General features: G+C 70.4%; 11 protein-coding genes and 3 pseudogenes. 5 read left to right on the forward strand and 9 right to left on the reverse strand.

Going from position 1 to position 13842, the window contains the following annotated elements:
* A partial coding sequence (locus tag ABZZ04_RS25695) for a nitroreductase family protein (RefSeq protein WP_356934568.1) occupies positions 1-347 on the reverse strand: 347 nt, incomplete at its 3' end.
* A 146-nt stretch (positions 348-493) separates the two neighbouring features.
* Positions 494-2368: an APC family permease gene (locus tag ABZZ04_RS25700; RefSeq protein WP_356934569.1), complete on the reverse strand. Its 1875-nt coding sequence runs from the start codon at positions 2366-2368 to the stop codon at positions 494-496.
* A 201-nt stretch (positions 2369-2569) separates the two neighbouring features.
* Here ABZZ04_RS25700 and ABZZ04_RS25705 point away from each other — a divergent pair, with 201 nt between their 5' ends.
* Positions 2570-2752, forward strand: coding sequence for a hypothetical protein (locus ABZZ04_RS25705; RefSeq protein WP_356934570.1), 183 nt, complete (start codon positions 2570-2572; stop codon positions 2750-2752).
* Between the two features lie 43 nt (positions 2753-2795).
* Here ABZZ04_RS25705 and ABZZ04_RS25710 read toward each other — a convergent pair whose 3' ends face one another.
* From ABZZ04_RS25710 to ABZZ04_RS25730, 5 genes are read right to left on the reverse strand one after another with little or no spacing between them, the layout of a single operon-like run.
* Positions 2796-3812 carry a LacI family DNA-binding transcriptional regulator gene (locus tag ABZZ04_RS25710; RefSeq protein WP_356934571.1) on the reverse strand — a complete coding sequence of 339 codons (1017 nt, stop codon included), beginning with the start codon at positions 3810-3812 and terminating at the stop codon, positions 2796-2798.
* Positions 3813-3816: 4 nt separating this feature from the next.
* Positions 3817-5568, reverse strand: coding sequence for a glycoside hydrolase family 36 protein (locus ABZZ04_RS25715; protein ID WP_356934572.1), 1752 nt, complete (start codon positions 5566-5568; stop codon positions 3817-3819).
* Positions 5569-5570: 2 nt separating this feature from the next.
* Positions 5571-6452: a carbohydrate ABC transporter permease gene (locus ABZZ04_RS25720; protein WP_356934573.1), complete on the reverse strand. Its 882-nt coding sequence runs from the start codon at positions 6450-6452 to the stop codon at positions 5571-5573.
* A complete protein-coding gene (locus ABZZ04_RS25725; protein ID WP_356934574.1) occupies positions 6449-7378 on the reverse strand; it encodes a sugar ABC transporter permease in 930 nt (309 codons plus the stop codon). Before ABZZ04_RS25725 ends, ABZZ04_RS25720 begins: the two co-directional genes overlap by 4 nt.
* 5 nt (positions 7379-7383) lie before the next feature.
* Positions 7384-8736 carry an extracellular solute-binding protein gene (locus tag ABZZ04_RS25730; RefSeq protein WP_356934575.1) on the reverse strand — a complete coding sequence of 451 codons (1353 nt, stop codon included), beginning with the start codon at positions 8734-8736 and terminating at the stop codon, positions 7384-7386.
* Between the two features lie 216 nt (positions 8737-8952).
* On the opposite strand from ABZZ04_RS25730, the gene ABZZ04_RS25735 reads away from it, so the two are divergent.
* Both ABZZ04_RS25735 and ABZZ04_RS25740 read left to right on the forward strand, forming a co-directional pair.
* Positions 8953-10929 (forward strand): hypothetical protein, encoded by a 1977-nt coding sequence (locus tag ABZZ04_RS25735; protein WP_356934576.1) that lies wholly within the window; start codon positions 8953-8955, stop codon positions 10927-10929.
* A gap of 256 nt (positions 10930-11185) precedes the next feature.
* A pseudogene (locus ABZZ04_RS25740) lies at positions 11186-11719 on the forward strand (transposase); the annotation flags it as partial.
* Between the two features lie 34 nt (positions 11720-11753).
* Here ABZZ04_RS25740 and ABZZ04_RS25745 read toward each other — a convergent pair.
* The gene (locus tag ABZZ04_RS25745; protein ID WP_356934577.1) at positions 11754-12158 is read right to left on the reverse strand and encodes a hypothetical protein; all 405 of its coding nucleotides are present in this window, start codon (positions 12156-12158) and stop codon (positions 11754-11756) included.
* 152 nt (positions 12159-12310) lie between these two features.
* Between ABZZ04_RS25745 and ABZZ04_RS25750 the strand changes: the two are divergent.
* Positions 12311-12556, forward strand: a pseudogene (locus tag ABZZ04_RS25750) (transposase); the annotation flags it as partial.
* Here ABZZ04_RS25750 and ABZZ04_RS25755 read toward each other — a convergent pair.
* Positions 12555-13058, reverse strand: a complete 504-nt coding sequence (locus ABZZ04_RS25755) for a S1 RNA-binding domain-containing protein (protein WP_356934578.1) — start codon at positions 13056-13058, stop codon at positions 12555-12557. The pseudogene ABZZ04_RS25750 and the gene ABZZ04_RS25755 overlap by 2 nt on opposite strands.
* Positions 13059-13176: 118 nt before the next feature.
* Between ABZZ04_RS25755 and ABZZ04_RS25760 the strand changes: the two are divergent.
* Positions 13177-13278: pseudogene (locus ABZZ04_RS25760) on the forward strand (IS5/IS1182 family transposase); the annotation flags it as partial.
* Positions 13279-13842: the final 564 nt, after the last annotated feature.

The raw sequence follows: 13842 nt of genomic DNA on the forward strand, positions 1-13842 counted from the left end.
GCGATGGCCTGGCCGAGGTCGTAGTCCGCGAACTCGGAGTAGAGCAGTTCCGTGTCGTCCACGTGGCGGCGCGCCGACGTGACGACGAGCAGGCCGGCGTCCGTCGCCCACCGGGCCGAGCTGGGCGCGAGGTGGCGGACCACCCGTTCGTGCCCCGGCTCGCCGGGGCGGCTCGTGAAGAAGCCCCAGGGCTGGGAGTTCCCGGCGGACGGCGCCCACCGCGCGGCTTCCATCAGCAGCCCCAGGGAGTGGTCGTCCACGGTGGCCGCCGGGTCGAACCGGTAGGGGCTGAACCGTCCGGCCAGCAGGGGGTGGATGCCGCCGAGCAGCTCCTGTTCGCGTCGCATGTCCTGGTGCAACCGGCCGCCGAGCAGGGGTATTCCGGCCGGGACCGCGCCTCGTCCCCGCCGGTCCGGCCCGTGTGGTCCCGCACCTCGGGGCCGGTCCCGTCCGGGTCCGGGACCGCGGTGCGCACGCCGTTCCTGACGGTTGATCAGCCGCGCGGCCCCGTCGGTCTGCCTGGTCCGATCCGGAACCTCAGCCGGCAGACCACGGCGTCCGTGTCCCGGCGGACGGCGTGGGCGACGACCGCTCCCCGCTGGTTCTGCAGCACCCGCTGCCACAGGTGTTCCGGCTCCACCTCGGGCACGAGGACGGTGACCCGGGTGTCCGGTTCGGCGGCGCGCAGTCCGCGTACGTACGTGGTGACGGGACGGCCGAGCGTCCGCCGCTCGGAGGGGAGCCGGACCAGGGGGACGCCCGGGTTCCACAGGGCCCAGTCCCGGGCCAGGGCGTCGGCCTGCTCGCGGTCCTCGGGGTCGGGGTGGCAGACGGTGACCGCCCGCACCTCGTCGCCCAGGGAGACCGCCGCGGTCAGGGCCTCGCTGGTGAGCCGGGTCAGGGAGGAGACCGGGACCAGGACGAGCGAACGCTCGCGGTGCGGCGGCTCCGGGATCCGGCCGACACCCAGGCGCTCGCCGATCCGCCCGTACGACCGGTGCACGGCCTCCAGGACGAGGACGAGCAGCGGCAGGGCGATCACGATCAGCCAGGCCCCGTCGTGGAACTTGGTCGTCGTGACGACGACCGCGCCGACCCCGGTCAGAACGGCGCCGAGGCCGTTGAGCAGTGCCTTCGCGACCCACCTGGCTCCCCGCCTCCGGCGCCAGTGGAGGACCATGCCGGTCTGGGCGATCGTGAAACCGACGAAGACGCCGATGGCGAAGAGCGGGACCAGCGTGTTCGTGTCGCCGCCGGAGAGGACCAGCAGGGCCGCCGACACGACGGACAGCCACACCACGCCGTGCCGGTGCACCTGGCGGTCGGCCCTGAGACCGAAGACGTGCGGGACGTAGTTGTCGCGGGCCAGCAGCTTCAGCAGGACGGGCAGCCCGCCGAAGGAGGTGTTGGCGGAGAGCGCGAGCAGCACCATGGTGGCGAACTGGACGACGTAGAAGGCCCAGTTGTGCCCGAGGGAGGCATCGGCGAGCTGGGCGAGGACGGTGACGCCCTGCACCGGTTGCAGCCCGAAGCGGGAGATCAGCACCGCCAGGCCGATCAGCATCACGCCGAGCAGCACGCCGAGCGCCGCCTCGGCGCGCATCGCCCGGCGGGCCGCCGGGGCGCGGAAGGAGGGAACGGCGTTGGCCACCGCCTCGACGCCGGTCAGCGCCGAGCACCCGGAGGCGAACGCCTTCAGCAGCAGGAGGGCACCGACGGTCGAGGCGTCCGCGGTGAGGGCGGAGGCGTGCCCCTCGGAGGCGGCCGTGGACACCGGCCCGTCACGGAGCAGGCCCACCGCGATCAGCGTCAGGACCGAAGTGACGAAGACCGCCGTGGGAACGATGAACACGCGTGCCGAGTCGACGATCCCCCGCAGGTTCACCCCCGTGATCAGGACCAGGACCGCCAGGCAGATCCACAGCCGCTCCCCGTACAGCCCGGGGAAGGCCGAGGTCAGGGCGGCGACACCGGCGGTGACGGCCACGGCCACGTTCAGGACGTAGTCCAGTACGAGCGAGGCGGCGGCCACCAGCGCGGTGCGCCGTCCCAGATGGGCCCGGGCCACGGCGTACGAGCCGCCGCCGTCCGGGAACGCGGCGATGACCTGCCGGTACGAGGCGACCAGCACGGCCAGCAGGACCGCGATGCACAGGGTCACCGGCAGTGTGAAGCCGAGCCCGTGTCCACCGGCGGTCGCCAGGACCAGGACGATCGCCTCGGGGCCGTACGCCACCGACGCCATCGCGTCCAGCGACAGTGCGGCGAGACCGGTGACGGCGGTCAGTCTGTGTCGCGCCCCCGGGTCCGGGGGCGCGGGCACGGGGTCGGTGCCCCGGTCTGCGGCCGGGGCGGGCAGAGCGGTCATGCGGGGAGCTCCTTCGGTTCGGGACCGGCCCAGCGTCCGCCCCGGCGGGCGCGTTCCCGCCGCTCCTGGCGCGTTCTTGGCGCCGCCCGCTCCGCTTCTGACAGCTCCTTGACGCGGGTCTCGGCCCGCGCGGCGTCAGGACCGCGTGAAGACTCCGCCGGGGTCCGCCCGGGGCCCGCCGCCCCGTCCTACAGTCCTCCCATGAGCCCATCCGGCGGGCGGACACCCGCCGATCACCAGGTACGGCGGCTCTCGGTGCTGCTCGCCGTCGGCGCCGTCCTCGTCAGTGGCTGCGGAGTGGCGGCCGACAGCATGTGGCTGCTCGGCACCGGGGCCTGGCTCCTCATCGCGGCCATCCTGCTGGACCTCGTCTACCGCCCCTGACCCCGTGCCCCGGACCGGGCACGGAGCACCCCGCCGCGTCGTGTCACGCTCCCGGGGCGGGCCCCGTGGACGAGCGGATGATCAGCTCGGGGTCGAAGAGCAGTTCGCCCACGGGGACGTCCCGGCTGCCGACCAGGGCCAGCACGCTTCGGCCGACCTCGGCGGCGAGGCGCTCGGCGGGCTGGCGGACCGTGGTCAGCGGAGGGTCGGTGAACTCGGTGATCGACGAGCCGTCGTATCCGACGACGGAGACGTCCCCGGGCACCGAGTATCCCCGCCGCCTGATGCCGCGGATGGCCCCGAGCGCCATGTAGTCGCTCGCCGCCACGATGCCGGTCGCCCCGAGGTCGAGGAAGGACCGGACCGCCGCCTGGCCGCCCTCGATCGTGTAGGACTGCCGGATCACCAGCCGGTCCGCGTCCTCGATGCCGCGCCTGGCCATGGCGTCCAGGAAGCCTCGCACCCGCCGGTCGGCCGGATGGTTGCCGACCGGGCCCGACACCATGCCGATGGTGCGGTGGCCCAGGCGGTGGAGATGGTCGACGGCGAGCTCCGCGGCGAGGGCGTCGTCGGTGGAGTACACGGGGACCGGCACGCCGTCGGCGAACACCCCGTTGACGCCCACGTACGGGATGCGGCGGCCGCGGAGCATCTCGTAGGGCTCCAGCTCCGCGCCCTCCACCGTGTTCGACGACGACAGGAACACGACGGCGGCGATGCCCTTGTCGACGATCGAGGCGATGTACTCCGGCTCCTGGACCCCGCCGGGGAAGGCCGGGCAGAGGACGGTCTTCAGTCCGTGGGGGGCGAGCGTGGCCTCGATCCGCTCGGCCACGTCCGCGAAGAAGGGGTTGGTCACGTGCTCGGTCACGACGGCGACGAGCTGTCCGCTCACCGGGCGCTCGTACCCGAGCTCGGCCATGGCGCTCTCGACGGCGTCACGCGTCTTCTTCGCCACGCCCTGGCGCCGGTTGATGACCCGGCTGACCGTTGCCTCACTGACACCGGCGAGCGCCGCGACCTCGACGATGCCGACCTTCATGCGCTCCCTTTCCACCACCGGTTCACTCTCCGCCCCTGATGGTGGCGGAGCCCATCCGCGGCACCGTCAGGCTGTTGAGGCCGACGGGGACGACCATCCGGTTCCGCTCGATCATACGACCGTCCGGGCCACGGACCTCAACGTCCACTTCGGCCCCGTCCGCGAAGTCCAGGACCAGCCGGTCGACTTCCGATCCGTTCACCAGGAACGTCGTCCGGACTGACGGGCGGTCCATCGGAACGGCCCTCTCGCTGTGCACGGTGACGACCCGGGTCTCGTCGTTCTCGGCGCGGACCAGGGTGTAGAGGTCGTCCGGACGGCCGGGCTCGACGTCCCCGTCGAGCAGGGTGTCACGGAGCCGCCTCCACCGGCCGAGCCAGAACCGGAGCGCCGCCGTGTGGCTCTCGGGAAGGGTGTCGAGGCGGACCGAGACCTGGGGCACCGAATGCAGCGCGCCGATGAGCTGGCGCGCGGCCGCCTCGACGGGTGCGGTGGTGTCCCACAGGAGGGGGTCCGAGTGCACGGCGCCGCCCACGGCGAGGAACGCCGTGTCGATGGTGCGGACCCGGTTGGCGGCGGAGTCGGCCGGGCAGTCGAACGAGCGCAGCATGTTGCCGAAGGCGGCCATCCCGGGGCCCACGTAGGGCTGGCGCAGTTCGAGCAGCAGGTCGGTGCGGACCGCCTCCAGGGCGGTGCGGAGCTCGGTGAGCAGCAGGGTCAGGGCCCTGCCGATGTCGCCCTGTCCGTCGCCCGCGTAGACCATGGCCTCGTCGAGGAAGTCGACCTTGAGTCCGTCGAGGCCGTGTTCCCGGACCAGGCGGACGCAGAGGCCGACCACATGGGCCCGGACCTCGGGACGGCGGGGGTCGAGGACGTACGCGCCCGGCACCCTTGCCGCGGCGGTCGCGTGGGGTGCCCACCGGGGGTGGCAGTCCGCGCGCGGGCCGAGCAGGAGGGGCGCCACCCAGGCGAGGTACTTCAGCCCGGTGCCGCGCACGCGGGCGACGTGGGCGGTGAAGTCGGGGAACTTCGCGGGGTCCGGGACCCAGTCCCCCACTCCCGCGTAGCCGCGGCCGCTGCCCAGGTGCTGCCATCCGTCGTCCAGGACGAGGGTGCCGAACCCGAGTCCGGCCGCGCACTTCGCCTGCGTCTCGACGGTCGCCGCGTCGACCTGCTGGTTGAAGGCGTACCACGTGGAGTAGAGGGGCAGTCGGGCGGCCTCGGGGACGGGCATGGCCGGCAGCTCCGCCGCGTACCAGGTGCGGAGGGTCTTGAGGGCCGACGCGACGGAGGGGCTGCGCGGGACGAGGAGGAGGCGGTGGGGCCGTGCCGAGGCGGGCAGGGCCAGGTGCACGACGTGGGTGTCGTTCTCCTCGGAGACTCCGTAGCGGACGGAGACCTCGGGAACGGGGTCGGCGGCCGCGAAGGTCAGCATGGTGGCGCCGGTGTGGTCGTAGAGGCAGCCGGCCGCCAGCCCGTCGACCAGGCTGACGTCGGTGCGGCCCGCCCAGTCGGCGACGACGGTGCGGGACCAGCCGGCCTTGGGGTGCCAGTATCCGGCCGCGTCTCCCAGGGGAAGGGAGAGGCGGACCTCCACGGGGGCGTCCGGGGCGTCGATGCGCAGCATCCTGAGTCCGCCGGGCAGTTCCGTGACGTTCCACTCGGGCTCCGTCCCGGGGGCGAGGACGGCGATCTCGACCGTGTCGAGCAGTGCGGTGTACGTGGCCGGGGCGAGTTCTGCGGTGGTGACGGCCTCGTGGGGCAGGGGGGTCACGTTCACTCCTTGACGGCTCCGGCGAGCAGGCCGGAGACGAAGTGGCGTTGGAGGGCGAGGAAGACGACGGCCATGGGGATCGCGGCGACGGCGGTGCCGGTGAGGATGGCGCCGTAGTCGGTCTCGTCGACGCCCTGGAGCGAGGCGAGCGCGACGGGGATGGTGAACGAGGCGTTGTCGCGCAGCACGACGAGCGGCCAGATGAAGTCGTTCCACTGGTACAGGAAGAGGAAGATGCCCAGCGCGGCGAGTGCCGGCTTCATGGGCGGCAGGACGACCCTGCAGAAGAGCCGGAACTCCCCGCAGCCGTCCATGCGGCCCGAGTCGAGGAGTTCGTCGGGCAGTGCGCCCATCGACTGGCGCATCAGGAAGATCCCGAAGGGCAGGGCCAGGTTGGGCATGATGACGGCCTGATAGGTGTTCAGCCATTCCAGCTCGGCCATCATCTTGAACAGCGGGACCAGTGTGACCTGGGTGGGGATCACCAGGCCGAGCATGAGGACGCCGAAGAGCGCGTTGCCGCCCTTGAAGCGGTACTTGGCGAAGGCGTATCCCGCGAAGGTGCACACGGCCCCCGCGGCGAGTGTGTAGAGGACGGCGATGAGCAGGGAGTTGAGCACGACCTCGTCGAAGGAGGCCGTGTCCCGGAGCGACCGGAGGTTCTGTCCCAGGTGACCGCCGGGGAGCAGGGCCGGGGGCGAGCCGAAGATGTCGTCGGTGCTGTGGGTACTGGCGACGACGAGCCAGTAGAAGGGGACGAGGACGGCCGCGAGCACGATGGCGAGGCCGGAGGTGAGCAGGATGCTCCTGCCGGCGGTCCGGTGGCGCGAGGGGCGGGGCGCGGTGCTCGCCGCCTTCGCGGTTCCGCGTGCGGAGGTGGTCATTTCTTGTCTCCCAGGACGCGGAACTGGATCAGTCCGAGGATGCCGATGAGCACGGCGAGGACGTAGGCGATGGCGGAGGCGTATCCGAAGTCGAAGTAGGTGAAGGCGTTCTGGTACAGGTACAGGCCGATGGTGAGCGTGGCGTTGTCCGGGCCGCCGCTGGTGAGGACGTACGGCTCGTCGAAGATCTGCAGGGTGCCGACGGTCGAGAGCACCGTGGTGAGCAGGATCGCCGGTCTGAGGCCGGGCAGGGTGACGTGCCGGAAGGCACCCCCGGCCCCGGCGCCGTCCACTGCGGCGGCGTCGTACAGCTCCTTCGGGATCGTCTGCAGCCGGGCGAGGAGGATCACCGCGTTGTAGCCGGTGTAGTGCCAGGTGAGGGCGATTCCGAGGGAGATCCTGGCCCAGAGGGAGTCGGTGAGCCAGGGGACCTCTCCGGCGCCGACCGCCGACAGGATCCAGTTGACCAGCCCGTACTTCTCGTTCAGGAGGACCGAGAAGACGACGCCGTAGGCGACGAGGCCGGTGACCATCGGCAGGAAGAAGCCGAGGCGGAACAGGGAACGGGCCCTGAGCACGGCCGAGTCGAAGGCCACGGCGAGTCCGGTGGCGAGGGCGAGCATCACGGGGACCTGGACCACCAGGATGACCGCCGTGTTCTTCAGCGCGGTCCAGAAGACCGGGTCGTCGAGGAGCCTGCGGTAGTTGTCGCCTCCGACGAACAGGTCGACGCCGTCGACGGTCCTGTGGAGGCTGAGGACGAAGGACCAGGCGATCGGGTACAGCTTGAACGTCGCGAAGAGCAGGACGGCGGGCAGGACGAAGAGGTACGGGGCCGTGCGGCGCCCCGTCGGGCGCGGCTTGCGGGCGGCGGCGGGGGACGGCGTGCCGGTCGCCGGCCGCGTGCGGTCGGGTGCGGTGGTCACGGCGGTCACCCGGCGACCTTGCGCCCGGTCTGCTCGGCGAGCTGGTCGGCCGCTGCCCGCAGGACGGTCGCGGGGTCGGCCTTCTTGAGGAGCACCTTGGTCTGTGCGTCGGTGACCGCCTTGAGTGCGCGCGCGTAGTCGCCGGTGTAGTTGAAGGCCGGGGAGGGGGCCTTGAGTGCTTCGAGGAAGATCTCCCCCTTCTTCCTGCCGCCGAAGAACGGTGACGGCTCGTGGAAGACCGGGTCGTCGTAGGCCTTGAGCAGTGCCGGGGCGATGCCCTTGCCCTTGTAGACGGCGGCCTGGGACTCGGGGCGGGTGAGGACGAACTCCACGAATCTCCACGCGGCGGCCTGCTGCTTGCTGGAGCCGGCGACGGCGAGGTGGGTCGAGTTGACGGTGGCGGCCCGGGTGCCGCCCCGGCGGACGGCGGGTGGCAGCCGGACGCCCCACTTCCCGGCCTCCCCGGGCACGGTCTCCTCGATGATGCCGCCGAACCAGGTCGGCCAGGGCACCACGGCGTTGGTGCCCTTCCTGATCGAGCCGATCAGGGAGTTCCAGCCTCCGGAGATGTCGCTGACGAGGCCGGCGTCGTTCATCCTCTTGATGAGCGTCATCGCCCTCACGGCCTCGGGCGATCCGATCATGATCTCGCCGTCGAGGTTGAAGTACATGGTGCCCTGCAACTGGAGCAGCAGCTGGAAGAAGTTGGCTGAGTCGGCCTGCGAGGCGGGTTTGTCGATGCCGAGCAGGTGGGTGCCCGTCCTGGCCTTGATCTTCTTGCCGGCCTCGATGGCGTCGTCCCAGGTGTCGATGGCGTCGACGTCGACGTCCGCCTTCTCGAAGATGTCGGCGCGGTAGTAGAAGCCGCCGGAGTTCGCCTCCCAGGGAAGGGCGTCGACCCGCTTGCCGTCGGGACAGACGGTCTCCCACAGTCCCTCGGCGAAGGCGTCGCGGTACTCGGTCGCGCCGAGGGGACCGAGGTCGGCGAGCTGGCCGGGGAACTTGGCGACGTACCCGGGCAGGTAGTCGACGCCGATGTGCATGACGTCGGCGAGGCCCGCGCCTCCCGCCGCCATGGCCGTGGTGATCTTGGCCCAGATGGCGGGGTTCCCGATGTCCTGGACGTCCACCCCGATGCCCGGGTACTTCCTGTTGAACGCCGGTATGAGCTTGCGCAGTTCCGCGGCCGGACCGGCCCAGCTCCACACCGTGATGTCCCCCTTGCCGGGGTCGCCCGCGGAGCCGCTCCCACCTCCGGTCGCGCTCCCCGTGCCGGAACAGGCGGTGAGCCCGCCGAGGCCGGCTCCGGCGGCGAGAACCCCGCCCGCCCTCAGGACTCCGCGGCGACTCATGTCCATGGCACAACCACCTCTGCTCACAGCTGGGGACGTCACACCGGCGGGCGCCAGGTCGACGGCACCGGACGCTAGCAATCGACCAAATCCACTTGCAAGACTTCATTGAAAATTTTCTGCCGTACCGGACATCGGTCCTGCGCATGTGTATTGAAAGTCCGAGAGGGCTGCTGTTAGCGTCCGGCCACCACCCCCGTCTCCACGCAGACCGGAGCTTCCATGAGGCCCTCTCGACCCGTGCGGCTGCCCCTTCTCGCGGCCCTCGCCACACTCGCGCCGCTCATCGTGGGCGGCGAGGCGTCGGCCGCCGCGCAGCCCGCGCAGCCCGCGCAGCCCGCGCAGCCCGCGCTGAACGTGATCAACCCCGGTTTCGAACAGGACCGCACCGGCTGGGACTTCACCTCCGGAACCGGCACCGCCACCAACGCCCCGCACGGCGGCACGGGGCTCGCCTACCTGGACGGGGGCAGCGGGAAGAAGGTCTCCCAGACCATCACCGCCCGGGCCGACGGCAGTTACGACCTCTCCGCCTGGATCGCCGCCGCCGGCACCGGCGGCAGGTTCGTCGCCCGCGTCAACGGAGCCACCGCGGGCAGCGTCGGCCTACCCGACCGCTCCACCTACGCCCGCTACACGATCAGTCGCGTGGCGCTGCGGAGCGGAGACACCCTCGAGATCGCCTTCGAGTCCGGCACCGGCTGGGTCAACGTGGACGACCTCATGGTCTCGCCGGCGGCACCGGTCGACCCGGTGGTGTCCTCCTCCGACCCGAAGATCGTCGCCATGTTCGACTGGGCGAAGCGCAAGGCGAACAGCTGGGTGCGACTGCCCGGCACCACCGGCCCCCTGAACGTCGACGAGAACAACCCCTCCGGAACCGGAACCGGGGTCTACGCCCCGTCGTACTGGGCCGGTTACGCCCACCGCAGCGCCTACTACTCACGCGACATGGCCCACCAGGTGGCCGGGGCGTCGGTGCTCGGCCTGAACGACGAGAACAGGGCGATGCTCCGCGCGTTCGCGGGCTCCGCCACCGCCCGGCACAAGTACTACCCCGTGTGGGCCCTCAACTTCGACAACAAGACCTACCTGTCCATCGACTACCACAACCCGAACAGCTTCGTCCGCGAGGTCCCCGCGACGTTCGAACTGGTGGAGAAGGCGAACGCGGCCTACCGGTGGAGCGGGGACAGCGCCTACATCGACGACCCCGCCCTGTGGAACTACTACAAGCACGCCACCAAGGAGTTCATCGAGCTCCACGACGGCATGAAGCCCAACGGGGTCGCCGAGGGCAGTGGCGGCGGCATCTTCTCCGGAGTGGCCACCTACAACGAGATGGGCACCGAGCACCCGATCGAGTCCGGCGACGCCATCGGCTCCCAGTACCAGGCGTTCCGCGCCATGTCCGCGCTGGCCGCCGACAAGGGCGAGGACGCCCTGTCCGCCGAGTTCGAGAAGAAGGCCGACGACCTGAAGTCGTACTTCAACACCTCCTGGAGCGGCACCGGTTCGGGCGGCTCCATGACCCGCGCCTACGGCAAGGACGGCGAGGCGTACAGCGGCTGGGGCAAGGAGAACAGCTGGTTCATGCCGATGAAGCAGATCATGGAGCCGGGCACGCGCACGGACGTGTACCTGGACTTCATCGACCAGCAGTCGAGCGGCAGCGGCAAGCCGGGCAACATCGAGGCGATCTCCTACCTGCCGGACACGTTCTTCGCCTACGAACGCAACGACACCGCCTGGAAGTGGATGAAGTACGTCTACGACCAGCGCGACCTCCAGCACCCGGTCTCCCGGCAGGGCCCCAACGGCGACTACCCCGAGGTCTCCTACACCCTGGTCGGCCAGACCGTCGAAGGCCTCATGGGGGTCCGCCCGGACGCCCCGTCCCACGCCCTGAGCACCGCCTCGCGCCTGCCCTCGGACATGGACTGGCTGCGGATCGAGGACATCAGGATCGGCGGCAACACGTTCGCGCTGCGGCACGACGGGGCGACGAAGTCGACGCTGACCAACACCACCGGACCGTCCTCCTACACCTGGGAGGCCCGCTTCCCCGGCGACCACGCCCGGATCGAGATCGACGGCACGCCCCGAACGGCCACGACCAGGACCGTGAACGGCAGAACGTTCAGCTGCGCCACGGTCACGGTCGCCCCGGGCCGAACAGTGACGGCCGAGGTGCCGTAGCCCCCCGCGGCGAACGACGGCACGCGCGGCCGGGGGCCGACGCACCTTTCCTTGTGCGTCGCGCCCTCGTCCGCGCTGTGACCACAGACCCTTCATGGCATCCGCTACATCCTTTGACCTGCAGGTTTGCCAACCAACTGATTGTTTCGGAATGGATTGAGCTCGGGTCTTGCACTCGGTGATCTCGGTCGGCAGGGTGTCCGGAGTGCGAGCTGATCTCGTTCCTGATGGCCTGTAGGAGCGGGCATCCCCGCTTCTGCCGTCCGCCCCCGAGCGCCGCCGCCGCTGCCCCGGGCGGCTGCGGGTTCCTGACCGGGCGGCCCTCGTCGGCGTCATGTACGTGTTGCGAACCGGTGCCGCGTGGCGCGATGTTCCCGCAGAGGCCGTGGGCCGCTCCGGGGTAACGGCCTGGCGCCGGCTGCGGGACCGGTCCGAGGCCGGAGTCCGGCCGCGCCTGCACGCCGCCCCGCTGACCGGACTTCGCCGCGCCGCCCTGCCGGACCTTGACGACTGCTCCGTGGACGGATCGTGCGTCCGGGCCCTCGAAGGGGGACCGCGTCGGCCCCTCATCCGTCGACCGCGCCCGCCCCGGCTCCAGGCACCACCTGACTGTCGACGTCACGGAACCCCGCTCGCCGTCACCCCCACCGGCGGCAACCGGCACGAGGTCACCCAACTCCTGCCCCTGCTTGACGCGATCCCGCCGATCCGGAGTCTTCGGGGACGTCCCCGCCGCAAGCCGCGGCGTCTGCATGCCGACCGGGACTACGACTTCGACAAGTGCCGCCGCCTGCGAACCTCGTCCTGAAGCGACCAGCAAGCGATCAGCCGGCTACGCCGAACCACCCCGGCCGTACCTCGGTCAGCAGCGGTTGCAGCGACTGCACGGCGGACCGCAGATCCTGATCCGTGACGTCAAGAGGCTCCGGCAGGCTCAGCCCGTACCAGCGCAGCCGCCAGAGGTCGAAGATTTCGCTCCCATCGGCTGTGAAGTCCACATCGACCTCGGTGCCGTTGTCGCTGACGAAGCGGCATCCTGCCCCATGAACCGTGTAGGAGTAGGTGCCGACGTGCCCACTCCGACTGATGATCCGGCGCGAACGGACCAGGCCGAGGATATCTGCCAGTCGCTCCAGCGAAGGCATTGCCGCCTTCATCGCCTCGTCAATCGCCTTCAGGGCGTGGACGTAACCGAGCACGAGGTCTTGCGCAGCCCCAACCCGTTCCATACGACGTCATCCCCCCTGAGCCCGTGGCCGAGGGGATTGTTCCATGGGCCCCAGCGTCTCCGTAGGACGGCATTCTGGAACGACCAGCAAGACCGTTTCCTATACGGTGATTGCTCGTCGGGCTGTTCATGGGGCGGGATATGTGAAGTCGGATTGTTCCGGCCGAATTACGGGAGATCGCGAAGCCGTTGATCCCGCCGTCGAGGACGCGGCCGCAGGGCGGCGGGACGCAGGGCCCCCTGACGAGACCCTGTTCCCGGCAATCGCCCATGTGCTCGTCAGTGACTGTGCGTGGCGGGCGCCGCCGTCGCGTTTCGGGGTCTCGAAGTCCACCGCTCACCGGCGTTTCGCCATCTGGTCCAGGGCCAATGTCTGGGGGCCGACTGCACGAGGCCGTCAGACGACGACGGCAATCTCCTCTCCGGCCTCGAAGTCCTCTGCCGGACTTGCCGCAGAGCCGCCGTCGATCTCTCTGAAGGGGACCAGCCCGAAGACCTCATCCCCGAGGTCGGCGAGGACACCGATGGGAAGCGCCTCCTCAACCGTCCCGCAGAATTCCTGGCCCACCACTGTGCGGTCGGCGAAAGCCTGGAGGGGGTCGGGCTCCAGCGCCTTCAAGGACAGTCCGGCCTCGGCGTTGTAGGTGTCGGACCCGATGAACTCGCACGAGACACGCTGCCCTGCCTGAACGGCATCGGCGGGATCATCGAAGCGCCGCCAGGACAGTCCGGGGATACCGAAAAACCCGACACCGGGCAGAGTGGGATGGCCGGTCCCATCGTCCAGGGCCACGAAGACCCCGAACCGTTCGATCGCCGCAACGGCGCCGGACAGGATGTCGCCACGGTGCAGGGACTCAAGGAACGCCCAGAGTTCCGGGCTCCCGGACGGCCAATCCATACCCACAGCACCGGCGCACGACGTCGTGCGCCGGCCATGTCCCAAGCTGAAGCGACCGTCCGCAATCCCGCCATGCCTCAGTCGCCGGCACCTTGATGGCCCGGACAAGTCCTGGCACCGACCCAACCACCGCTACGAACACCATCCCCGCAACTACCTGGCCTTCCTCGGCCTCGCCGTCCTCTGCCGCTACAAACAACTCGCCGAACTCACCACGTAGGACGCGGTCTGAGCTTGACTCTGTCGGGGATCTTGATTGCGCCGTGAGGCGCTGTGGTTCGAGTGGAGGTGAAAGTCCATCACCTCTGGCCTGTCGCAGCAGGTCAGAGTAGCTGAGGGCAGCCTGGTCCGGGTGGTGCCGGGGAGGGCGGGAGCGGCCCTGACAAAGCCGGAACGTACCAGCACTGCCAGATGGTGCGGGTTCGGCGAGCGAGACGAAGAGGAGTACGCGAGGAACCGGCGTAACTACGTCCTTCAACCCCGACACCGGCTCGAACCTGGCGGATCTGGGCCGGGCGCGGTGCGTCTCGTCGTCCGAAAGGGTCGGCGAGAACTTCCACGACCGTATTCAAGAGCGGGCGTGGGAGGCCACGAGGAAAGCCTGCTGCGTACTCGTGGCGAGGCCGCTGGGACATAGTCGGGCTCCTACTTCGACAAACGAACCACAGTGAACACGGGAACCGTCCGGTCACAGCTCCGCGCTCCTCATCTCCCTGATGAGGACTGCGGATAGGCGCACCGACAGCCGAACGGATCGGGCGGGGCGGAGCCGCCGTAGTACTCC

Origin of the sequence: Streptomyces sp. NPDC006435 (genome assembly GCF_040612315.1) — a bacterium.
GTDB lineage: Bacteria > Actinomycetota > Actinomycetes > Streptomycetales > Streptomycetaceae > Streptomyces.